Source organism: Undibacterium sp. GrIS 1.8 (genome assembly GCF_040544445.1).
In the GTDB taxonomy this organism is placed as follows: Bacteria; Pseudomonadota; Gammaproteobacteria; order Burkholderiales; family Burkholderiaceae_D; genus Undibacterium.
In genome coordinates, this window is sequence record NZ_JBEONQ010000037.1 from 25,663 (window position 1) to 49,623 (window position 23,961).

Here is a 23,961-nt window from a genome sequence, read left to right on the forward strand (position 1 = left end):
ACCGAGATTCTTTGAGGACAGGCTAGTGTGAACACGTTAGCAGACGACCATCATGGCCGATGTCATTGCGACATGACTCTGACTAAGGCGCCAAGTGTTGGGAGTTCACAGACCACATACTCGACAACAACAATCGTGCGCGATCTTTATTGAGCACTAACTCACTTTTTCCCTGAAGCCTTGAATGAGGTGACTGCTTCTGAATATTCCCTGGAAGCTTTCAGGCGATCAAGATAACGAATTTTTCTTTTGCTATTTTTCGCTATCAAATAATCGGACAAATTACCACGCACACCGCAATAGTTTCTGCATGTCGCACTTCCTTGCGGCGTATCCCTATCGGTAATCCGCAATTTATTTGCCAAGGTCGATATTCTCAAGGTGCAGGCTGGTTCTCCTGCGAGTGGTGTTGTCGGGTCATGATAAACAAATTCACCGTTCTCTTCGCCTGCAATACCGTAGATGCCACATGTATGCCCGTTATAAAACTGCAGCTCGGCACGAAAGTAGATGTGCGTCTGGTCATACCGGACAATCTCAACAATATCTTCCGATTCATAAGGCTGGTCTGCCTCGCCAGGCGCTTTGCCGGGAGTGATTGTGCCATTCATAAAATGGTGCTTATACACACCCTCGATTTCACTGATTTGATTGCCGGACACTGGCTCTGCACTCCAGGCGCTTGCGCTGAACATCACTAAGAGGAAAAAGAGTTTCATGTTATGCGCACTTTAGAAAGATTGGAAACATCGTCATTCTGTCAATCCATTACCACTTACAACTACCATCATCACTCAATTCAACATCTCTACTTTCAGAAAAACTCATCGTCGCTCCGGTACGTTTGTTTTTATAGACAAAATTATTGATCAGAGCGCCCTGGGTTGCGACTTCATACGTTCCGGTAATTTGGTCTCCGACGACTTCTAGCCAGATCGTCGTAAATTCTGCCGGGCGACCTGCGATCAATTCTTCGCTTGATGTCTTTTGGACTACCAGCGTGATCGGTTTTCCATTCTTACCATATTTGACAAAGGCACCGCTCCAGCCAGTTGCATCGTCACCTACCGTGCTGAACTGTAGTTTGATCGCTTTTTTGCTGGCATCGGATGACAGACAGCGTGTTGATAAAGGTGACACCTCTTTGGCGACGGACAAGCCCGGCAAGAATGCCAGCAATAGTAATGGAACTAGAATTTTCATTTTTACTTTCCGTTCTAGCGATTAATGATCTGGCTCGGCTGTTGATTCAATACTGTCACTGTCTAAGCGAGTAAAAATTGCTCGATTAATTCTGCCAAAATTTCTGGCTGATCATGATGCAGCATGTGACCAGCGTTTTTTATCATTTCTTTTTGTAGCTTGGGGATATGCTCCAGACGCCGGTCAATCTCTATGCGAGCTTCTGATTTTGGTCCCATCCAATGCCAGACGTTGGTGTCATCCGCCTCAAACCATAATACTGGCGCGGTGATTTTTCCCCAGCAGGCCATCACTTCTTCTACATGATAAAGCAAGGGACTGGTGAGTTTATGAGCCGGGTCGCCGAGGATTTCCCATTGACCTTCGTCATTTTGTTTAGCCCAGTGTTGCGATAAAAATCTAGCGCGTTCGTCGGATAGTCGTGGATTGGTTTTTTGTAAGCGCCCTGCCACTTCTGCCTGGCTTGCATAAGTGCGCAGTACCGGTGTCTGGCGCAACTCATCCAGCCATTTTAAATAGCGACCTGGCGCCTGGCCTGGTGTGGTCACTGGCATGCCAAAGCCCTCCAGATTGACAAATTTTTTAATCCGCTCTGGTCGTACACCGGCAAAAATACCAGCGACATTTGCCCCCATGCTATGTCCAATTAAATTGACAGCCTCGTCTGGGGAATAATGCTGCAAAATCGCATCCAAATCGCCCATGTAGTCCGGGAACCAGTAACAATCAGCATTTGGCGTATCGGTTAAACCAAAGCCACGCCAATCGGGGGCGATGACGTGCCAATCTTGTTTCAGGCAGTCCACCACAAATTGAAAAGAGGCAGACACATCCATCCAGCCATGCAGCATGAAGATTTTAGGAGCGGATTCATCGCCCCAATGGCGCACATGATATTGCAGTCCACGGATGGCGATAAATTCGGAGCGGGAAGATTTGATCATGGGATTAAAATTTTGGGTGAACACATATCATCGCATTTCTCATCGACAATCATGCAAATTTTGGATTAGGATTGGTCTATAAGTCGATAGATAATAGCACGATCGTTCTATAAAAAACCGGAGACAGAATGACTAAGCAAAAAGCAATTCCAAAGATCGCGAAAATCGGAAATGTAGATCATTATCAAGAGTTATATCAGCGTTTTCGCTGGGATGTACCGGGTGATTTCAATATGGCGCAAGTATGTTGCCAGCGCTGGAGTAAAGATAGCGAGCGTATCGCTATCCATTATGAAGATGCCGAAGGCAACATGGCAACCTTAACTTATACCGGATTACAGCAGCAAGCAAATCAACTGTCTAATTTATTGCGTGAACAAGGTGTTAAACAGGGTGACGTCGTCGCCTACATTTTGCCGCAACGTCCAGAGACTGCCATCACGGTGATGGCATGTCTGCAAATGGGTGCGATTGCAATGCCTTTATCGTTTTTATTTGGTCCCGAAGCCCTGGAATACCGCCTACAGAACAGCGAGGCGGTTGCGCTGGTGGTAGATCAAAGCGGGATAGAAGCATATTGGCAAATCCGCGGTAGTTGTCCTGCGCTGACCACACTCATCACATTGAAGTGCGGCGCTGAAGATTGTCTGCGTTGGGAGAATACAATCCCGGCCATGTCAGATCAGTTTGATCCCGTCAAAACAGCCGCAAGCGACGCCGCCATTTTGATCTATACCAGCGGCACGACTGGTGCGCCTAAAGGCGCGCTCATCCCCCACTCTGCGATCATCGGTAACCTGACAGGTTTTGTAGCCTCGCAAAATTGGTTTCCTCAGCCCAATGATGTGTTCTGGTCGCCAGCAGATTGGGCCTGGACTGGTGGCTTGATGGATGCGCTGCTGCCCTGCTTGTATTTTGGTCAACCTATCGTCGGCTACCAAGGACGCTTTACTGCTGAGACAGCGTTTTATTTATTGGAAAAATATCAGGTCACGAACACTTTCCTGTTCCCGACTGCGCTAAAAATGATGATGAAGGCTTGCCCAGAACCGCAACTGCAATACAAGCTCAAGCTGAGGGCAATTATGAGTGCAGGCGAAGCAGTTGGTGATGCCGTCTTCAACTGGTGTCAACAATCACTGGGTGTCATTCCGAATGAAATGTTTGGCCAGACAGAAATGAACTACATCGTCGGCAATAGCCACCAGCAATGGCCCGCCAAACCCGGCAGTATGGGACGCGCTTATCCTGGTCATCGCGTTGCGATTATTGATGACGACGGTAATGAAGCTGCGATTAACCAAGTCGGCGAAGTCGCCATGCACCGCTACGATATTCATGGCGATCCTGATCCGGTATTTTTTATCGGCTATTGGAAAAACCCGGAAGCAACCAACAATAAATTCACCGGCGACTGGTGCAGAACAGGTGACTTAGCCTTGCGCGACGAAGACGGCTATCTTTGGTACCAAGGACGGGCAGATGATATGTTTAAAGCTGCGGGCTACCGCATTGGACCATCCGAAATCGAAAACTGTCTGGTCAAACATCCGGCAGTCGCCAATACCGCCGTCATCCCCAAACCCGATAAAGAACGCGGCAACATTGTCAAAGCATACGTCGTATTAAGCGCCGGTTTTATCGGCAGTGCAGAACTCATCTCAGAACTGCAAGCGCATGTGCGAGGCAAACTGGCACCTTATGAATATCCGAAAGAAATCGAATTTATAGCGGCACTGCCGATGACGACCACTGGCAAAGTGCAGCGGCGTGTGCTGCGTTTGTTGGAGGAGGAACGAGCTAGGAAGTAACTGTTTTTAGTCCAGTGACAAGTGCAAAAGCAGCAGATTTATACATGGCATTGCACTTGGACTTTCAACCTGAGATGCTAGAGACAGCAGCCGCCATGAGTTACTTTTCATCAGTGATTTTTTCGCAGTCACCAACCCGTTTCATCAAAAACTCAGTTTTCATCCCGTCTGGCCCTAATGAACCGATAGGTGAGTTATCGCGGATGACTGAAGACGACTGAATTTCGGTTTCAGTCATCGTTACTTTCGTTTTTGTTTCAGATTCTCTTCCGTCTGACTCTTTGCAAATCATGCGCCAAGTGAGGACGTTAAGGCGCTGCTTTTCCTCCGACACTACGCAACTACTACCATCTTCCTCCGTTTTTGCTTTGGAGCCTGCCGGACTGAAAGGTAATTGTTTTAGGTCGGTCTCAGACATGAACCGAACGCCCATGGGCTGTATCCAAGGAGCATATATCTTCTTATCGTGCATATACATATAGGCAGTGAAAGTAGTGTCCCAGTTGCCAGAGCGAGGAATTGACTGCCCATAAACTTGCGGTGTCAGCATGAAACAGAGCGAGATAATTGTGATGGTTTTTGGTATCAGGTGTGTCATGTTTAACTTGCGTGAAGTTGGGGTAAACGAATAAAAAATAGAAAGCGCGCGTCTTTGTCAAAATTCCAAGTATTTGGCATAAATTACGATACACGTTAGCGTAACATCGCTTTATTTACCGAAAGTTCGATCAATTGTAGAGCTAGCTGTTTAAAGCGTGCTGTTCAACAAAGGCATTGAATTGCTGCCATTGCGCTGGGCTTTCAAATGCTTTCTTTGGAATTAGATGAGCGCCCAAGGGAGAAATATAAAGTGCAACTAGCGATCTTGTTTGCAATATGCGTTGAACAGCCGACCAATTGTACTCAGCACGCGAATTGCTAGTCTCCTCGATTAAGCCTGTATCACTGATGATTATTGTACGCGGTGCGAGAGAAGCCCGATGCACCTTAGAGAAAAACCGGAATAATTGTGGAGCGGAACCGAGTACGAGAAACGTGATAAATACAATAGCGAACATAATTGAGAAATATATAACGGAGCAGCTCAAGCATGACCAACTGGAACTAGTCCACGCTTCCGTAACTGAAGCAAACCAAGCATAAGACCAGAAGACAAAAAGCACGTAATACCAAGGTGATCGAGCCGCATGAGTCCATTGAAATACAAGCATTTCAGGGATGGTATTCGAATAGTGAAGACGATATTCCATAGTGACTACAACTTCATTAGAGTGATAAAATTTTTATCTAGGTTATGTACAAGTCTAACCAGATGTATTAGTTCTTCTAGAACCGCGGTCGGTCATGCTTCTTTGCCATATGCCGCATATTAAGATAATACTAAATAATCAAAAAAAACAGACTACTTTTAAGTGTACTTTCTCAATGGAGCTAAACCGCCCCCAAGCTATTCAATCAGGTTAAATGTTGATTGTTTGATTACCGATTCTTTAACTATCCGATTTCGTGTCTGTCATTTTAGTCTCAGCAGGCAAAGCATCTAAATCATGGATGATTAATTTTGCGGCCTGATCAATCAATACATCGATTGCTTTACCATACGTGGTATTTAAAAATGCACCGCTGCCAAACGCTTTATCACGACCGATAATGACGTCTTGCTGCGCGATATTACTCAGTGTGTGATGACTTAATAAGACACCTGTTGTGGTGTCATATAAATCAATATCCAAATCGATAAAGCGTCTTTTATTTTCGATCAAACCCAAATATTTTTTGTCGGTGATTACGCTATCGTCGCGGACTTCTCCTGAGATGACAAATTGGCTGTCATATTGCGTGCCCAATTGCCGCAATAATTTTACTGAGGGAACACCAACCTCGGTGTTAAAAGAAAGTAAGCCTGGCGAAATTTTAGTGACATATTTTCTGGATAAAGCGAGTCTGCTAATCAGCTCGCGTGGAAAACCATGTGCGATATCATCAACGTCCTCTAGCTTGGCTGATTTACTCACCACAAACGCAGTCGCCAGAACTTTTTTCTTTACGATAGGATCGGGAACAGGCGCCTCCATCGCTGGCGCTGACATTGATGGGACGGTTTCTGCAGGAGTCAGATTTTGTATAGTTTTGCTTGTGCTTTTTTCTGTGCTAGTTTGTGCGCTTACATCATTGAAGAACATGCAGAAAATCACGAGCGCCAACAACAGCATGAAGTAAGGTGCGAAGCAAAATCGGATCAGATTATTTTTCATCATGTCGCTCAAAAAACGAAGTTGAAAATCAAATACATGCGAACTTTGACCTACATCTAAAAACCAACTTTAGCTTTGCAGCACCAAAAGTTCTTCTTCACTAAAGCCAGCAGCTCTTCTTGCATCCAGATTAAAAGGTCCCCGCATTTGTGGCGCTTTGTATTGCAACGCTAATTGTGCGTAGGTCGCTACCGGCTCCAGATCACGCATCTCACAAAGATAGCCAAACCATCGATTTCCGATCATCACATGACCGATCTCATCGCGCAAGATAATGTCAAGAATCTCTGCCGCAGCAATATCTTTGGCCTGCGCCAGTTTGGCTCGCACGGCAGGCGTCGCATCCAGGCCACGCGCCTCCATCGTGCGTGGGACCAAGGCCATTCTTGCGAGCACATCTTCTTGTGTTTTTTCTGCCAGTTCCCACAAGCTATGATGTGCTGGAAAATCACCATATTGATATCCCAAGCTAACCAGATGATCGGCCAGCATGCCAAAATGATAGGCTTCCTCTTGCGCGACCAGCAACCAATCCGCGTAATAATCCACAGGCATATCAGCAAAGCGCCAGATCGCATCCAAAGCAAGATTGATCGCATTAAACTCGATGTGCGCCAGCGCATGGATCAGCACTGCACGTCCTTCTACTGTGTTCATTGCGCGCCGCTTAACTTCCAGCGGTGGAACCAGCACAGGCTTAGCTGGCCGACCAGGAATTAATTGATTAGCGTGCAAGACTGCGGCGGTATCTAGCGCTACATCTCCTCGTTGCCATGCAGCGCGCAGTCTGGCAGTACCTTCTGCTTTGGCCTTGGTATCAGGTTCTGCCAGCAAAGCTAACGCCGCTCTGCGCAAATCTGAAAATGAACCCGCTCCCTCTAAAGTGGCCTTATTAGCAAAATCAGCAATATCAGCAGGTTTAGCAACTAGATTTGCAGTCGCATTTGTATTAGGGAACGATGGGTTCATAAGATGAGCGTTAAAATAGCGATAATAAATCATAGGACTTACGCAAAATTGTCCCAGCAAGGTGCAGCGACGACGACAGCCTTCAGTGCGGCTAGCCGCTGCAACACCGTTGGGGCGATTTTGCGTAAATCCTAAATCAGTCACCCTATTTTACGGAAAAATCATGACCATATACCAGTTAGGCGACATTGCACCTGAAATTGATCCCAGCGCTTACATTACTGACAGCGCCAATATCATCGGAAAAGTAAAGATCGAAGCAGGCGCCAGCATTTGGTTTGACGTCACCATCCGAGGTGACAATGAGCTGATTACCGTCAGTGAAAACAGCAACGTGCAAGAAGGATGTATTTTGCACACCGATCCTGGCCATCCTCTGACGATAGGCAAAAATGTGACGATTGGGCATCAAGCCATGCTGCATGGTTGCACAATCGGTGAAGGTTCCTTAATTGGAATTCAGGCAGTCATTTTGAACGGTGCAAAAATTGGTAAAAATTGTCTGGTCGGCGCTGGCGCCCTGATCACTGAGGGAAAAGAATTTCCGGACAACTCTTTGATTATCGGCTCGCCAGCTAAAGCGGTACGCACTTTAAATGAAGAAGATATTTTGCGGATGCACGGCAATACGTTGAATTATGTCCGCCGCGCCCAAGCTTATAAAACTCAATTGAAGAAGATCGGTTGACTAGCAACCATTTTCCGATTCAAGAGCAGATTAAAAACGTCGTCAAAGTAAAGAAACTTATGCAAGATACCCTACAAAAATTTATGTTCGAACACGCTGGCGTGCGCGGTGAATTAGTTGAAATCTCTAACGCCTGGCAACAAATCCAGGCGCGTCACGAATACCCCGCCGCCGTCAAAACCATACTTGGTGAGCTAACCGCAGCCTCTGCTTTGTTGTGTGCCAATCTCAAGTTTAACGGCACCATGATCATGCAAATTTATGGTGATGGTCCCGTCAAATTATTGGTGGTGGAATGCGATGCAGAATTGCGCATCCGTGCTACCGCCAAGTTATCACCAAACGCGGTGATTACCGATAATGCCAGTTTGACGGAACTGGTACATGCTAATGGGCAAGGCCGCTTTGTCATCACGCTAGACCCTAATGACAAACTACCCGGTCAACAGGCATATCAGGGGATCGTGCCGATTGATGGCGATAGCATTGCTGGCATCATAGAAAATTACATGATGCGTTCTGAACAGTTAGATACCAAACTTTGGCTGGCGGCGGACGACAAGATTGCCAGAGGCATGTTGCTGCAAAAACTACCCAAACATGGCGGCATAGAAGCCAAAGTGGAAGATGAAACAGAAGCCTGGAATCGCGCTATCTCCTTAGGTGGCACACTCAAGCAAGATGAATTGCTGACGACCGATATCGAAACTTTATTGCATCGATTATTTTGGGAAGAAACCATCCGGGTTTTTGATCCGCAACATCCACAATTCCACTGCAACTGCACCCGTGAAAAAGTCGGCAATATGCTGCGCATGCTGGGCGAGCCTGAGATTAATACCGCCATTGCAGAGTTGGGACGACTCGATATCAATTGCGATTTTTGCGGTAAGCACTACGGCTTTGATCAGGTCGATTGCGCACAATTATTTGTGGCGAACACCTTAGCTGAAGCGACTAGCGTAGCGAACGACAGCAAGCATTAATTATTTAATCCGAAACAATTTTTCATCAAAATATCAGGTGAATTTAACCTAGACTTAATATACTCCCCCTATTTTTACCAAAAACATGTCGATTGACCAAAGAATACCTGGACGATTAAAAGTACTAGTGGGGAGTAATTAAAATCAATGACAAATCAGGGATATAGAATTTATCGGCGGATTCGCCTAAAAAGCGTGAGTAGAATGTAACTGGAATACCGTTGAAATTAGCGGCAAGCTAATGATTTATAGATGGTGCCGTTTTTTCTTTTGGCGGTTTTGGATCGTTGAGGTTCGATGTTTGCGCAGATGACGCTGCGTTTAAGATTTGTACGAAGATCTCGTCTTTTTTAATCATGCCCAGTTCAAAGCGCGCATGTTCTTCTACTGCGCCTGTCCCTGTTTTTAAATCTTGTACTTCTGAGTCGAGCTTGCTGTTCCGCTCTTTCAACTCATCATTATGCTTTTTAGCTTGGGTAACTTGTTTATCTAACTCCCATACACGCAACCAGCCGCCTTTACCCAACCAGAGCGGGTATTGTATGAGCAGCAGCAACGCTGTGAGTGATAACGCGATCAGACGCATCAGTATTTAGAAATATAGATTAAAAAAACGAACATTGAATTAAACCGAGATTAGTAAAAAGGGGAACGCCGTTCCCCTTTTTTGCATCTTCTTGCAGCTTATTTCAGATTATAAAAAGCATCACGACCAGGGTAGCTGGCGATATCGCCTAAATCCTCTTCAATGCGCAGCAATTGATTGTACTTTGCCATACGATCTGAACGAGACATCGAGCCAGTTTTAATCTGCAAGGCGTTCATACCAACAGCGATATCAGCAATAGTGCTGTCTTCTGTTTCGCCAGAACGATGCGAAATAACAGCGGTATAACCAGCACGTTTTGCCATTTCAATCGCAGCAAACGTCTCGGTCAAAGTACCGATTTGATTGATCTTGATCAGGATAGAATTGGCGATTCCTTTTTGAATGCCTTCTTTCAAAATCTTGGTGTTGGTGACAAATAAATCATCGCCAACGATTTGTACTTTTTTGCCCAGGCGTTCAGTCAGAATCTTCCAACCGTGCCAATCGCCCTCTGCCATACCGTCTTCAATCGAGATGATAGGATATTTATCAACCCAGGTAGCGAGTAAATTAGTGAAATCAGTTGATGACAACGTCAGACCTTCGCCTTCAAGATGATATTTACCATCTTTGTAGAACTCACTTGCGGCACAATCCAGACCCAACGCGATTTGCGTACCTGGCTCGTAGCCAGCCGCCTCAATCGCTTGGATAATCATCTTGATTGCTTCTTCGTGGTTATCGACGGAAGGTGCAAAACCACCTTCGTCGCCCACAGCCGTGGTCAAACCTTTGTCGTGCAAGATTTTTTTCAGTGCATGAAAAACTTCAGCACCGTAACGCACCGCTTCGCGGAAGGATGGCGCGCCAATTGGAATAATCATGAATTCCTGGATGTCCAGGTTGTTGTCGGCATGCGCACCGCCATTGATGACGTTCATCATTGGGACGGGCAACTGCATTGCGCCAGAACCGCCGAAGTAACGATACAGCGGCAGGCCCGCTTCTTCTGCAGCTGCTTTGGCAACCGCCATTGAAACTGCCAACATGGCATTTGCACCTAAACGCGCTTTGTTTTCTGTGCCATCCAGATCAATCAGAGTACGGTCAAGGAAGGCTTGTTCGTTCGCATCCAGACCCATGATCGCTTCGGCGATTTCGGTATTGATATGTTCGCAGGCTTTTAAAACGCCTTTGCCGAGGTAACGAGATTTATCGCCATCACGCAGCTCTATCGCTTCACGAGAACCCGTCGATGCGCCGGACGGTACAGACGCACGCCCCATGACGCCGGATTCCAGCAATACGTCACACTCGACTGTTGGATTGCCGCGTGAATCAATAATTTCACGACCGATAATATCAACGATAGCACTCATTCATTTCTCCTAAACATGCAATATAGTGAACAAACTATTTAAATCGGACTTACGCAAAACCGCCCTAGCTGCGTTGTAGCTCCTAGCTGGGATAATTTTGCATAAGTCCTGTTAAAAAATATTTGCCAATACGCTAGTAAGCGTCTGGACTAAGCAAAACTAGACTCAAGGAATCCATTCTTTTTAACGACGCGATCTAACTCGATCAATGTAGACAGCAATTCTTTCATACGACCTAGCGGTACCGCATTTGGGCCATCTGACATTGCTTTGGACGGATCTGGATGAGTTTCCATAAACAAACCAGAAATACCCACCGCCACCGCAGAACGCGCTAGTACTGGCACAAATTCACGCTGACCACCTGAGGTCGTACCCTGACCACCTGGCAATTGTACAGAATGCGTCGCATCAAATACCACCGGACAATTGGTCTCACGCATGATTGCTAGGGAGCGCATATCAGACACAAGATTGTTGTAGCCGAATGAGACACCGCGCTCGCACGCCATAAAATTATCCTCAAGCAGACCGGCAGATTTTGCTGCGGCACGTGCCTTGGCGATGACATTGACCATGTCATGTGGCGCAAGGAACTGCCCTTTTTTAATATTGACTGGCTTACCAGAACGGCCACAAGCCTCAATAAAATCAGTCTGACGACATAAAAAAGCAGGCGTCTGCAATACATCAACTACCGCAGCAACTGCCGCTATCTCATCAATCGCATGGATGTCTGTCAGCACCGGGACCTGCAATTGTTTTTTAACGTCAGCCAAAATCTCTAAACCTTTTTCCATCCCCAAACCACGGAAACTAGAACCTGACGAGCGATTAGCTTTATCAAAAGACGACTTATAAATGAAAGGGATACCTAAAGCTGTCGTCATCTCTTTCAGAGCGCCTGCTGTGTCAAGCGCCATTTGGTGCGACTCGATAACACAAGGGCCTGCGATTAAGAAAAAGGGCTGATCCAGACCAACATCAAATCCACAGAGCTTCATAATTATTGTCCGTTCGCTTTTTGGTTTGCCAATTTGTGCGCAATAGCAGCTTTAGCAAAGGAGATAAATAGCGGATGTCCTTCACGCGGCGTCGATTTAAACTCAGGGTGATATTGCACACCAAGATACCAAGGATGTGAGTTTGGGCCTGTACGTGGCAACTCCATGATCTCGCACAAATCTTCGGTTGGCGTACGCGCAGAAACGATCAGTCCAGCTTGCTCAACACGTGCCAGGTAATGATTATTGGCTTCATAACGATGACGGTGACGCTCAGTCACGACATTGCCATAAATCTCTGATGCCAAAGTATTTGGTTTGACCGCACAAGTCTGTGCGCCCAGGCGCATGGTGCCGCCCAGATCAGAGTTTTCATCACGGGTTTCTACCTTGCCGTCATGATTTTGCCATTCATTAATTAATGCGACGACTGGCTGTTCTGTCTGCTGATCAAACTCGGTTGAGTTTGCCAATGTCAAACCAGCTTTGTTACGTGCGTATTCAATTAGAGCGACTTGCATACCAAGGCAAATACCGAGGTAAGGGATTTTGTTTTCACGTGCATAACGGGCAGCAATAATTTTGCCTTCTACACCGCGCTTGCCGAAACCACCCGGAACCAAAATCGCGTCGTACTTTTCTAATGCGCCAGTACCTTTTGCTTCGATTTCTTCTGAATCAACGTACTCGATATTCACACGGCTTTCGGTATGAATACCCGCATGGCGCAAAGCTTCGGTCAAGGATTTATACGATTCGGTCAGGTCGACATATTTACCGACCATACCGATGGTGACTTCTTCTTTTGGGTTTTCTAATGCATAAATCAGTTTGTCCCACATTTCCAGATTGGCTGGCTTTGGTGACAAAGCGAGTTTTTCACAAACGATACGATCCAGACCCTGGTCATGCAGCATTTGTGGAATCTTATAAATCGTGTCCGCATCCCAGACAGAGATGACGCCCTCTTCCGGCACGTTAGAAAACAAGGATATTTTTGCGCGCTCGTCATCCGGGATAGGACGATCGGCACGGCACAATAAAGCATCTGGAGAGATGCCGATTTCACGCAGTTTTTGTACGCTGTGCTGAGTTGGCTTGGTTTTTAATTCACCGGCAGAGGCCAGATAAGGCACCAAAGTCAAATGCACGAACGCTGCAGCATGGCGGCCAGCACGCAAACTTAATTGACGTGCAGCTTCGAGGAAAGGTAAAGATTCAATATCACCAACCGTGCCACCGATTTCGACCAGTGCTACGTCAAAACCATTTGCTCCGCGATGAATGTAATCTTGGATTTCGTTAGTGATGTGCGGGATAACCTGAACAGTTTTGCCCAGATATTCGCCACGACGTTCTTTGCGGATCACGGATTCATAAATCTGCCCGGTGGTGAAGTTATTCACCTTTTTCATTTTGGCAGTGATGAAACGCTCATAGTGTCCCAAATCGAGATCAGTCTCGGCACCGTCATCGGTGACGAAAACTTCACCGTGCTGAAAAGGGCTCATGGTGCCTGGATCCACATTGATGTAGGGATCAAGCTTGAGCATGGTAACTTTGAGGCCGCGAGATTCAAGAATCGCAGCAAGAGAGGCGGCAGCAATGCCTTTGCCTAGGGAGGACACGACGCCCCCGGTAACGAATACAAACTTAGTCATTGCAGAAGGTGCCAGACGGCACGAGCGGGAAACTCGAATTATACCCCAAACAGCGCCGCTCTCCAACGAGTCATGAAAAAATCATGACTCAATTATTCAGGAATTACATCGCATAAAAGAATTGCAAGCGAGCAAAGCTCTGCGCACCGACGCTATTAGAAAGCTCTCTAATTTCATTGCTGCGCCGCAGCACAGATGCACTTATGACATAAGCCGGAGTGCGCCAGAAATAACCCAACTCAAGCTCCCCAACCGATCGCTTTGGCGTAATACCCGTATTTTGTTCATCACGTTGATGATTAAAATAACCGCCTTGAAGCGTGGCGTTATAAGCGACTTCCTTGGCCTCTGCTCTTAAAAATGCATATTGTGCAGGCTGTTGCGGCAAGGCATTAAGCGCACCAACACGCAAAGTCATATCGGCACCTGCATCAGTAAAGATGTTCCCAAATCGAGCCTTGATTCTGGGACTAATATCCAGAATTGATGAAGCTGTCCAGCGTAGTGGTGTCCATTCGCCAGACAGAACAAAGCCAGGTTCATTCGACACTTGAGTACTCCAGGCTTGCGGCAATGGCTGCTTAATAATTCTATGTAAATTGTTTTGCGTCCAGGCACCGCCCGCGCAAGGTCCCAGACAACCAAGCTCTAATCCTACTTTACTGAGCTGGCCTTCTGTATTTGCTGCCTCACGATAAATTCCACCAAACAACCAGCCAGCATATGGGTGATCGTTTTTCGGGATTTGCGCGGGTGTCAACTTGATGTCAGACGCCGTATATAAATCTTGTCCGACTTGCCATGTGTAGCTAACTTCTTGATTTACCGTCTTCAGAAAAAAAGTCCGCGATAAATGATTACCGCTAGTATAAAAACGATCTTTATCGGTCAGTAACAGGCTATCGTTATCAATTGTTATTTGCAAAAATGAGCTTCCTTTTGCATGTACATCTTGCCATTCACTCCACGACAAATCACTTGCCTGAGTTTGAACAGAGCTAAGTGTGGTTAATACAAACAAAGATAGGCACAGATTATTTTTGCTTAAAATTGACATGATATTAAATTAGCTAAAAAAGATAAAAAAACTAAGGCCTCTGAGCCAAGCTTGATTCTGTAGTCTATTGACTAAGATCTACGCACTACCAATCAGAGACAAAATCATCGCATGGGTCGCTGCCGCTGTTTGTGCTGGTGACTCCATAGGGATTAAATGTCCGCCAGCGATTTGCACAAAATGTTGTCCGACCATTTTTTTAGTCGCATCCAAACCCGCTTGTTTGCATTCCACTGACTCTGTACCACCAACAAAACCGACAGGCACATCCAAACCTGTGCGAGCCAGATAACCAAGGCCATGCGGCAAAGTGGAATAAATGGCCGTCTCTACCTCACGCGTAAAACGCAAAGTGACACCATCACCATGCTGATTCGGTGTGATGCCCGCATTAATGTAATCACGCAGCACCTCTGGCGGCCAGATGGCGAACATTTCTTTGCTGGCAAAATGTTGATATGCCTCCTCAGCATCTTTCCACTGATTTCTACGTTTTTCTGAAAAACGAGAAGGCGAGAATTTTTTATCTATACCTAAAGCTTTAAACCAATGCAACAACATCGCACGCCAACCAGCCACCAATGGCGAGTCTAATAACACTACACAACGGACTAAATCCGGTCGCGCTTTTGCGGCCATCGTCGCTAACATTCCACCCAAAGAATGCCCCACCAAAATAACCGGCTCTTGATAACTAGCTTGCAGCGTATCAACTAATTCTTGCACTAAATACGGCCAACTATCCGTCACAGGATAAGCAGGATTGTGTCCATGTAAAGGTAAAGCCCGTACATCGTAATGCTGACGTAAATGCTCAAAAAAAACGCGATAGGTCCCGGCTGGAAAACTATTAGCATGAGCAAAATGAAGAGCAGGCTTAGTTAGTTCCCTCAATTCTGTAGATTCTGTTGGCATAAGATAAGTGGTAAGGCGGTAGGTAGGGCAATCACCTTTGATACCAATAACGACGATGCTCGCTACGATATTCAGAAAAGCGCAATTCAGTGCCGAATTGTAATGTGATTGCACCAGCCTCGTCTGTTCTTAGACGTTTTATTCCAAAATCGGCATATCGTTGAAATACTTCTGGTTTGGGGTGATGGTAACGATTTAAATAACCGACCTGAAATACTGCCAACTGAGGCTGCACTGTCTGTAAAAATGCAGGGGTAGAAGAGGTCCCGCTACCGTGATGCGGTGCGAGCAATACGTCGGCACGCAATTTAGCGGGAATACTATTCACCAGCTCATCCTCTTGAATTGCCTCGATATCACCAGCCAACAACATCGAATGGGTTTTAGTAGAAATTCTTAAAGTACAACTACGGGCGTTTGGCTTCCACTTCTGGCTTTCATAACTGGCTGATGCTGGCTGCAAAACCTCAAATTCCACACCGTCCCAAGACCAGGCCTGCCCAGCTAAACAGCGACGATGATTTATGGCAGCCAAAACCACAGGGCTATCACTGGCTAATGAACTACTCACCCAAGCAATTTGCATCTCTTTAAAAATACTTAAAGCACCGCCGGAATGGTCGCTGTCATTATGCGAAATCATCACACCATCCAAAGATGAAATACCCCTCGCTCGCAAGTAAGGCACGATCACGCGGCTACCTCCATCCGACTCGGGCGAATAAGAGGGGCCGGTGTCATATAGCAAGCGATGGTGAGCCGTCTCTATCAACAAACTCATACCCTGCCCTACATCCAGCGCGGTTACCGTCATTTCACCTTCAACTGGCTGGCTTGCCCGGTGAAAGATCAATGGCAAACAACAGAAAATACCCAGCCAGCGCAAAGGCCATCCGCGTGGCGCCAGTAGCCACAAAACACCCAGCATCGCCATCCCTGCCATCCATAATGGCGGCATTGGCGTAGTAAATACCGCAAAACTTTGAGTACTTAAATAATCTAAAAATCGGGCAAGAAACTCGACACAAATATGCGCAAGCTCCAGTACCCAAGAACTCATCGGTGCAGGTAGTACGCTACCCAATAAAGCGAGCGGAGTCACGATAAAACTCACCAAGGGAATCGCCAGCATATTTGCTACTGGGCCGACAAAAGATAGCTGTCCAAACAGTAATAAGGTCAGAGGCACCAAGCCAATAGTCACCACATATTGAGTGAAGGTAGCGGCACGCAACATGCTAAATAGACGACCACGCCAGCTGACTGGTTTTGAAGAAGATACACGACCAACAGACGCAAATAAAATAATACCTACCGCACCGAATGACAACCAGAATCCCGGCCACAATACCGCCCAGGGATCAAGTACAACGACCACACCCAAGGCAAGACAAAGCACATGCGAAATACTCGTCAGACGTCCACACCACAAGGCCAACGCAACCACACTCAGCATGTACAAAGTGCGTTGTGCTGGCACACCGAATCCCGCCAAAGCGACATAGATTAAGGCCATTAACACACCGGCCAATGCCGCTGCTTTTTGCGCAGGTAAGCGAATCGATAATGGTTTTTTTAAAACATGACTAAGAAAAAATGAATGACGCCATAACCAATAGATCAAGCCAGCAAACAAACCCGCCACCATAGTAATATGCAATCCTGAGATGGAGAAAAGATGCCCTACCGACGTTCTGTTGAACACTTTCCAGTCAGATTGCGCGACCTCGCGCTGGTCACCCACCGCCAACGCCACCAGCACGCCCGCATAAGTGTGCTCAGGCAAAGCTGCATGGATACGCGTACGCAAAGCTGCTCTGCCGCGTTCAACCAGATTGCTAATACTCCATACAAATGGCGTTATACGCTGATTAGAGTTAATCGTTGAATAAGCGACTGAATTAGTCACCGAATCAGTAAGTGCAGAATCAGTTTCCATAGGATCGGCAAGCGCTAAATTATTACTTACCAAGTTATTCCGTACCGTACCGGTAGCGCGTAAGCCTTGCTCCAGCAGCCACACCTCATAATCAAAAGAATCAGGATTTGCGTTGCCGTGCGGTCGCTTCAAGTGGACTGTCAGTCGCCAACGTTCGCCCGGCTGCACCACAGCAACGGTGCTATTTGGCGATCTCAGTGGCGCATACCAAGACAAGGCAATTTTCGATGGCACGATTGGTTTTTGCTCGTCTCCATCGTTGTCAGCAAGAACTTGCTCTACTAGAAAATTAAAGCGTACACCCTGTTCAAATTGAAATGGCAAGCTGTCTATCGTACCAACGACAATAATATCTTTGCCCTCCCAAACGGTGGGTAATTCTTGCACTAGATAAAAATGCGCAAATGCGCTTGCCCAAACAAAACCCAAGCCAGCGGCACCTATACACTTAGCGCATAAATTGAAGACGCGATAAAAAACTGAAGAAATAATCCGCTCAGAAAGCCATGAATTGATGACAGGACTCAGCAAAGAAGTGAGCACTATGCACATCAGGCTAATCACCGCCAGCACAGTCAAGTCAAAACTGTCCAGCAGCGCCGCCTGTTGCTGCAAGCAAGCGACACCAATGACAAAACTGATGATCGCTGCCCGCATCGTTTAAGCTATGAGTGAACGAAGTGAGCGCGGCAACCGGGGTAAAACTTCCAGCGCGTTGGCGGTAGTCTGCGCGGCAATTTGCGTGATTGTCATCCCGCGCAATTCTGCCAATACTGCACCGATCTGCGGCAATTCTGCGGGGCTATTGATCGCTGGGTGCAACCAGCTAGGAGAGATATCTGGCGCGTCTGTTTCTAGCACGATGGCAGATATTGGTAAACCGCTTGCCAGGCGCCGGATCTGCAGAGCGCGGGTGTAAGTCATCGCGCCGCCAAAGCCCAATTTAAAATTTAAATCAACAAACGTCTGCGCCTGCTGCTGGCTGCCATTAAATGCATGCGCAATGCCGCCAACGACTTTAATTCTGCGTAAATATTTGAGTATCTGATCTTGCGATCGTCTGACATGCAGCAACACCGGCAAACCAAAATCACGGGCGATTTTTAATTGTTCGACATAGAAAAATTCCTGCTTCTCGCGTAATGGACTTTGGCTTAATTCAGGGACAAAAAAATCCAAGCCAATTTCACCGATTGCCACAAAACGCGTTATGGCACCGTCTTCTGTGTTGCCTACATCACTTGACATAAGTGTCAACACCTTCTCACGCAATAGCTGCAAATCACTTTCTTGCGCAGTCGGTACATACATGGGGTGAATGCCCAAGGCATAAAAGCAATCGCTGCGTTGCTGCGCCAGGCTTGTCACCGCCTCAAAATTACTCGGATGAACAGCAGGAATCACAATCGCCGACACGGCTTTTTGTGCGGCAGCATCAGCCACCGCTAGCGACGCGCCATCGAATTCCATCGCATCTAAATGGCAGTGCGTGTCTATCCACATGGCATTGCCTTGGCTTGATCTTGCTTTTGATCTTGATATGCAGGATGAATTGGATTTGGGAGCATCCTAGGATTATACCGCCTGATCTTGCTAACTAATCATCGATACCCAGAGGAAAAATAAATCATATCGTCAATGAACTTCTAACGATTTCGCAACAAGCATTGTAAATATACTGGTAGTAGGTATATTTATATTGCCCATATAATCATTGGACAATACGGCATTTATTAAAAAATATTAGGGGAGTATATTGAATTAATATTGAAAGTAATATTGGACGAGAGATGCAAAATCTTCCGCACCAAGATGACTACCAGAGATTGATATAAAAACGCAACCTCTGGCAGCTCTAACTCTCTAAGGTTTACCTCAGCAATAATTTAGCTCAGCAACAATCCAGATGCTCCTCATGATCCGCTACGCTTGCTCGTAAGAGTTTGGCGGCTTGCACCATGTTTTCTAATGTTGCAATCGTCTCTGGCCAGTCGCGGGTTTTCAAGCCGCAGTCTGGATTTACCCAAAGCCGGCGGTCTGGTAAAACGCTGCGCGCTTTTTGCAGCAGCCTTTGTATTTCGCTGACCTTGGCTACGCGTGGCGAATGGATGTCGTAGACGCCCGGGCCGATATCGTTGGGATAAGAAAAATCGCCAAAACCGTCTAGCAATTCCATATCTGAGCGCGAGGTTTCTATCGTGATGACATCGGCATCCATGGCGGCGATCCAAGGCAAAATATCATTGAATTCTGAGTAGCACATGTGGGTATGGATTTGTGTATCGTCTGGTACGCCGGATGCGCTGATTTTAAAAGCGCGTACTGCCCAATCCAGATACGCGGGCCAATCGCGGCTGCGTAATGGCAAACCTTCGCGGAAAGCGGGTTCGTCAATTTGTATCATGCCTATGCCTGCTTTTTCCAGATCACAGACTTCATCGCGCAACGCCAATGCGATTTGTAAGGCTGTCGTGGCGCGTGGCTGATCATCGCGTACAAACGACCATTGCAACATCGTCACGGGGCCGGTCAGCATGCCTTTCATGGTTTTGTCCGTCAGGCTTTGGGCATAGGCGCTCCAGGCGACTGTCATGGCCTCTGGCCGATACACGTCGCCATAAATAAACGGCGGCTTAACACAGCGCGACCCATAACTTTGCACCCAGCCATTTTGTGTGAAGCCATAACCCCACAGTTGCTCACCGAAATATTCCACCATGTCGTTGCGCTCTGGCTCGCCATGTACCAGCACATCAATTCCCAATTGCTCTTGCTTCTCCACTACCAAACTGATCTCAGCGCGCATCGCATCAAGATAATCCAGATGACTGGGATCGCCGCGTTTGTAAGCAGCGCGCGCTTGCCGGATCTCTTTCGTTTGTGGGAAAGAGCCTATCGTCGTAGTAGGGAACAAAGGTAGTTGAAAACGTGCCTGTTGTTTTACAATCCGCTGCGGAAATGCACTTTGGCGTTCTGCGTCCGCAGCGGTAACGCCAGCGACTCTTTGCTTGACTAAAGGATTGTGAATACGGGTCGAGGTAGCACGTTTATGGGTGGCGATTTGCGATGCAGTAAAGTGGGCAATGACCGAGGCTGCTTGTCCGTTTAAGGCTTGTTTTAAGGCGACGATCTCATCGAGCTTTTGTGTCGCAAATGCGAGCCAGCTTTTTAAGTCAGCATCGAGCGCTGTCTCGGTCGCCAGATCAACCGGCACATGCAGCAGCGAGCAACTCGATGCAATCCATAATTGATCGCCCAATTGTTTTTGCAAAGGCTGCAATTGTTGGAGTAAAGCAGACAAATCAGCGCGCCAAATATTGCGACCGTCAATCACACCGACAGATAAAACACGTGTTTTGGCCATGCTTGCGTCCCATTGGTTAGAAAGTCTGCCAGTTGTTGTGGCGCTCTCACCAGATCAAGATGAAGGCCTGCTACCGGCAATTGATGCAATAAATCTGCATAGTCTGTTACCGCCTCAAAATAGGTTGCCAGCAAAATTTTTGGTGCCGTCTTTGCCAGCGCGACATACGCAGGCTGAAACGCTTTTTGCCATTGCTGATCCAGATCTAGCGACAAAACCGGCTCATCGATTTGCACCCATTCCACCCCGGCAGCTTGCAAGCGCGCCAGGACTTTTTGATAAGCCGGAACTATCTTGTGCAGTAAATCAAGTTTATGCTGAAGCTGTTTACCTGCGTCGCCTTTGATCTTGCCCAGATAGAGCAAAGTGATCGGCCCGATCAACGTCACCTTGGCGACATGTCCCAATTTTTGGGCTTGTGCAAGCTCATCAAATAACCAATCAACGCCGCCATCAAAGCGGGTATCAGTAGTCCATTCTGGCACCAGATAATGATAATTAGTATCAAACCATTTGGTCATTTCCATCGCGACATTGGCGCTATTACCGCGCGCGGCGCTGTAATAATTTTCTAAGGACAAAGCCTGCGGATCAAAACCAAATCGTGTCGGCAAAGCACCCAGTAATGCCAGCGTATTTAATACCTGATCATACCAGGCAAAGTCGCCAACGCTGACATAGTCCAGACCGGCTTGCTGCTGCACGCTCCAGTGTCGCGCCCGCAAATCACTGCCGATATCTTGCAATGCCGCTTCGGACAATTCTTTACGCCAGAAAGCTTCTTGCGCAAATTTCAATTCACGCTGCGCACCGATGCGCGGAAATCCCAAAATATGTGCTGATGCCATGACAACTCCTTTTATCTAAGTGTTGTCATGATGGTGCAACGTCGTTTATGATTCAAACGATAAATTTTAAGAATCAACTTGAATTTCATTCATAGTGAAAATGATTTTCAACATCAAATTCACACCCGAACTCGAACTCAAACTAAAACTCAAACCAAAATCCATAGCCGAGCAAGCTTATGCAATCAATACTGGAAGTCCGGCACCTCAAAACCCTGCACGCTTTGCGTGAGGCTGGCAATCTGTTGCGCGCTGCGACCCTGTTAAATGTGACGCAATCTGCGCTGTCACACCAAATCAAATTGCTGGAAGAGCACCACGGCAGCGCCTTGTTCGAGCGCAAATCGACGCCGATACGTTTTACACCAGCAGGAGAACGACTGCTACAACTGGCCGACGCTATGTTACCACAAATCGCCAATACCGAGCGCGATCTGGCGCGTCTGGCGCAAGGGGTTGCCGGGCAATTACGGATTGCGGTGGAATGCCACACCTGTTTTGACTGGCTCATGCCCGCAATGGATTTATTCCGTCATCGCTGGCCAGAGGTCGATCTGGATATCGTCTCTGGATTTCAGGCCGATCCGGTTGGCCTGCTGTATAGCAACCGTGCCGATGTGGCGATTGTGGCAGAGATTGATCATGATGAGAGCGTCAGCTACCACCCTTTATTCCGGTTTGAAATTGTCGCCCTACTCGCCAAAGACCATGCGCTGGCAACGCGTGATTATCTGGTGGCGCAAGATTTTGCGACCGATACTTTAATCACCTATCCGGTACCCGATGAGATGCTAGATATCGTGCGGCAAGTGCTCAAACCCGCTGGCGTAGAAGTAGCCAGACGCACCACAGAACTTACCGTCGCCATGTTGCAACTGGTCGCCAGCAAACGCGGCATCGCCACCCTACCCGTCTGGGCGGCGCAAAATTATGTGAACCGGGATTATGTTTTACCTAAACGGATTACGGCTGATGGCTTGACCGGCAAACTATATGCAGCTTGCTTGCCAGAGCTGGCGGATAAAGCCTATTTGACTGACTTTGTGAAGACCATACGAGAAAGCAGTTATTTGAATTTGCAGAGCGTGGAATTGATTTAATGCCGATTGATTTGATACCGCTACCCATGCAGAGATTTTTGTAGCATCCAAACCGGTTTGTCTCTCGATGCTACACTTTTGCCTCCAACCTTGCGCGAGTTAACACCATGGCACACATTCCAGACACCTTACTCAATTTAAGCAAAATCACCAGCGAACAGTGTGACGTCACGTTTGCAACGCGTGAGCATCAGACCAGAGAGCCACACACACATCCAACCCCGATTTATGTCATGGTCACCGAAGGCACGATGTTTGTCGCCAGTGGCGGCAAAGAAAAAGCGTTTCATGCAGGCGAATGGTGCGTGATTGACGCCGGTGTAGCACATGCGGAACGCTTTGCAGAGAAAACTTCAACCGTGGTGTTTTGGGTTAAAGCAGCTTGAAAGCGAATTAATTCTCCAGCGCCACAGGCGACACCAGCACGCCATCCGCATCTGCATAAATCCAGTCACCAGTGTCAATGGTTACGCCAGCAAACCGGACACGCACATCTTGTTGCCCCGCATTACGTTTGGCACTTTTAACCGGGAACGCCGCCAAAGCACGTACGCCGATCTCGCAGGCATTAATCTCCTCCACATCGCGGATACAACCATTGACGATGATGCCAGCCCAGCCGTTTTGCTCCGCCAGTTTGGCGAGATTGCCACCCACCAGCGCGCAACGCAGACTGCCGCCGCCATCAACGACCAGTACACGACCGTTGCCAGGGGTTTCTAGCTTATTTCGTACCAGCACATTTTCTTCAAACAATTTTAGCGTGACGGCAGGTCCGGCAAATTGCGTCTTGCGACCGAATTGTTTAAAAATAGGCGTAAAAACTTGTAGCTCGCCGCTGGCGATTTTATCTTCATATGCATCGCAGATATCACAAGTTAACAGACTCATTTGATTCTCCCAAAATCGATAGAAATCATATACTCCCCCTATTTTTTACAAAATATGCCGTTTTGACCAGAAAACATATGGACGATTAAATATACTCACCATTAGTATATTTAATACTACACAACTTATGCGGCAATTCATCATTTTTGCATAAATCTGGCATGAATCAAGAGTAAATACTTTTTTGCACCCATCCTTCTTTCTTTATAAAATGTCATGATAAAATTATCAACATTAATTTATTGCCATTGATTTACTACCATTAATTTATCAACATCAACAAGCCCACGTTCACGGAAATACATTTGATGGATTACCTCACCACCAGCCCCACCGCACGCTCCGGCGCACTGTCTGG

The 23,961-nt window shown here is 47.0% G+C and carries 21 protein-coding genes and 1 pseudogene; 5 read left to right on the top strand and 17 right to left on the bottom strand.

Annotated elements, in window-relative coordinates; genetic code table 11:
• Positions 1-161 precede the first annotated feature (161 nt).
• The 3 genes from AAKU64_RS16305 to AAKU64_RS16315 form a co-directional block, all read right to left on the bottom strand.
• Positions 162-719 carry a hypothetical protein gene (locus AAKU64_RS16305; protein WP_354332849.1) on the bottom strand — a complete coding sequence of 186 codons (558 nt, stop codon included), beginning with the start codon at positions 717-719 and terminating at the stop codon, positions 162-164.
• Between the two features lie 49 nt (positions 720-768).
• Positions 769-1,203 (bottom strand): hypothetical protein, encoded by a 435-nt coding sequence (locus AAKU64_RS16310; protein ID WP_354362456.1) that lies wholly within the window; start codon positions 1,201-1,203, stop codon positions 769-771.
• Between the two features lie 62 nt (positions 1,204-1,265).
• On the bottom strand, positions 1,266-2,147 hold the full coding sequence (locus tag AAKU64_RS16315; protein ID WP_354362457.1) for an alpha/beta fold hydrolase: 882 nt from the start codon (positions 2,145-2,147) through the stop codon (positions 1,266-1,268).
• A 128-nt stretch (positions 2,148-2,275) separates the two neighbouring features.
• Between AAKU64_RS16315 and AAKU64_RS16320 the strand changes: the two genes are divergently transcribed.
• Entirely contained in the window at positions 2,276-3,958 is a 1,683-nt protein-coding gene (locus tag AAKU64_RS16320; protein ID WP_354332854.1) for an acetate--CoA ligase, read from the top strand.
• 100 nt (positions 3,959-4,058) lie between these two features.
• On the opposite strand, the gene AAKU64_RS16325 is transcribed toward AAKU64_RS16320, so the two are convergent.
• From AAKU64_RS16325 to AAKU64_RS16340, 4 genes are all read right to left on the bottom strand, one after another.
• Entirely contained in the window at positions 4,059-4,556 is a 498-nt protein-coding gene (locus tag AAKU64_RS16325; protein WP_354362458.1) for a DUF3617 domain-containing protein, read from the bottom strand.
• 142 nt (positions 4,557-4,698) lie between these two features.
• Positions 4,699-5,208 carry a YcxB family protein gene (locus AAKU64_RS16330; protein ID WP_354362459.1) on the bottom strand — a complete coding sequence of 170 codons (510 nt, stop codon included), beginning with the start codon at positions 5,206-5,208 and terminating at the stop codon, positions 4,699-4,701.
• 240 nt (positions 5,209-5,448) lie between these two features.
• The gene (locus tag AAKU64_RS16335; protein WP_354332860.1) at positions 5,449-6,213 is read right to left on the bottom strand and encodes a flagella assembly protein FlgT middle domain-containing protein; all 765 of its coding nucleotides are present in this window, start codon (positions 6,211-6,213) and stop codon (positions 5,449-5,451) included.
• A 69-nt stretch (positions 6,214-6,282) separates the two neighbouring features.
• A complete protein-coding gene (locus tag AAKU64_RS16340) occupies positions 6,283-7,182 on the bottom strand; it encodes a ferritin-like domain-containing protein (RefSeq protein WP_354362460.1) in 900 nt (299 codons plus the stop codon).
• Positions 7,183-7,345: 163 nt separating this feature from the next.
• Here AAKU64_RS16340 and AAKU64_RS16345 point away from each other — a divergent pair, with 163 nt between their 5' ends.
• Both AAKU64_RS16345 and hslO read left to right on the top strand, forming a co-directional pair.
• Positions 7,346-7,870 carry a gamma carbonic anhydrase family protein gene (locus tag AAKU64_RS16345; RefSeq protein ID WP_354332863.1) on the top strand — a complete coding sequence of 175 codons (525 nt, stop codon included), beginning with the start codon at positions 7,346-7,348 and terminating at the stop codon, positions 7,868-7,870.
• Between the two features lie 59 nt (positions 7,871-7,929).
• Positions 7,930-8,856 (top strand): Hsp33 family molecular chaperone HslO, encoded by a 927-nt coding sequence (hslO, locus tag AAKU64_RS16350; protein ID WP_354332865.1) that lies wholly within the window; start codon positions 7,930-7,932, stop codon positions 8,854-8,856.
• Between the two features lie 238 nt (positions 8,857-9,094).
• Here hslO and ftsB read toward each other — a convergent pair whose 3' ends face one another.
• The 9 genes and pseudogenes from ftsB to metE form a co-directional block, all read right to left on the bottom strand.
• Positions 9,095-9,442, bottom strand: coding sequence for a cell division protein FtsB (gene ftsB, locus AAKU64_RS16355; protein WP_354362461.1), 348 nt, complete (start codon positions 9,440-9,442; stop codon positions 9,095-9,097).
• A 98-nt stretch (positions 9,443-9,540) separates the two neighbouring features.
• Complete coding sequence (eno, locus tag AAKU64_RS16360; RefSeq protein ID WP_354332869.1) at positions 9,541-10,824, bottom strand: phosphopyruvate hydratase; 1,284 nt, start codon at positions 10,822-10,824, stop codon at positions 9,541-9,543.
• A gap of 149 nt (positions 10,825-10,973) precedes the next feature.
• Positions 10,974-11,828, bottom strand: a complete 855-nt coding sequence (gene kdsA / locus AAKU64_RS16365) for a 3-deoxy-8-phosphooctulonate synthase (RefSeq protein WP_354332871.1) — start codon at positions 11,826-11,828, stop codon at positions 10,974-10,976.
• Between the two features lie 2 nt (positions 11,829-11,830).
• Complete coding sequence (pyrG, locus tag AAKU64_RS16370; protein ID WP_322118173.1) at positions 11,831-13,489, bottom strand: CTP synthase; 1,659 nt, start codon at positions 13,487-13,489, stop codon at positions 11,831-11,833.
• 103 nt (positions 13,490-13,592) lie between these two features.
• Complete coding sequence (locus AAKU64_RS16375; protein WP_354332873.1) at positions 13,593-14,546, bottom strand: lipid A deacylase LpxR family protein; 954 nt, start codon at positions 14,544-14,546, stop codon at positions 13,593-13,595.
• A 78-nt stretch (positions 14,547-14,624) separates the two neighbouring features.
• A complete protein-coding gene (locus tag AAKU64_RS16380; RefSeq protein ID WP_354332875.1) occupies positions 14,625-15,461 on the bottom strand; it encodes an alpha/beta fold hydrolase in 837 nt (278 codons plus the stop codon).
• 31 nt (positions 15,462-15,492) lie between these two features.
• Positions 15,493-18,057 (bottom strand): DNA internalization-related competence protein ComEC/Rec2, encoded by a 2,565-nt coding sequence (locus AAKU64_RS16385; RefSeq protein ID WP_354362462.1) that lies wholly within the window; start codon positions 18,055-18,057, stop codon positions 15,493-15,495.
• A gap of 3 nt (positions 18,058-18,060) precedes the next feature.
• Positions 18,061-18,903: a TatD family hydrolase gene (locus AAKU64_RS16390; RefSeq protein ID WP_354332879.1), complete on the bottom strand. Its 843-nt coding sequence runs from the start codon at positions 18,901-18,903 to the stop codon at positions 18,061-18,063.
• Between the two features lie 388 nt (positions 18,904-19,291).
• Positions 19,292-21,612 (bottom strand): annotated as a pseudogene (metE, locus tag AAKU64_RS16395) (5-methyltetrahydropteroyltriglutamate--homocysteine S-methyltransferase).
• A gap of 179 nt (positions 21,613-21,791) precedes the next feature.
• Here metE and AAKU64_RS16400 point away from each other — a divergent pair.
• Positions 21,792-22,712 carry a LysR family transcriptional regulator gene (locus tag AAKU64_RS16400; protein WP_354362463.1) on the top strand — a complete coding sequence of 307 codons (921 nt, stop codon included), beginning with the start codon at positions 21,792-21,794 and terminating at the stop codon, positions 22,710-22,712.
• 107 nt (positions 22,713-22,819) lie between these two features.
• Positions 22,820-23,098: a cupin domain-containing protein gene (locus AAKU64_RS16405; RefSeq protein ID WP_354332884.1), complete on the top strand. Its 279-nt coding sequence runs from the start codon at positions 22,820-22,822 to the stop codon at positions 23,096-23,098.
• 7 nt (positions 23,099-23,105) lie between these two features.
• On the opposite strand, the gene rraA is transcribed toward AAKU64_RS16405, so the two are convergent.
• Positions 23,106-23,603 (bottom strand): ribonuclease E activity regulator RraA, encoded by a 498-nt coding sequence (rraA, locus tag AAKU64_RS16410; RefSeq protein ID WP_354332886.1) that lies wholly within the window; start codon positions 23,601-23,603, stop codon positions 23,106-23,108.
• Between the last annotated feature and the right edge of the window lie 358 nt (positions 23,604-23,961).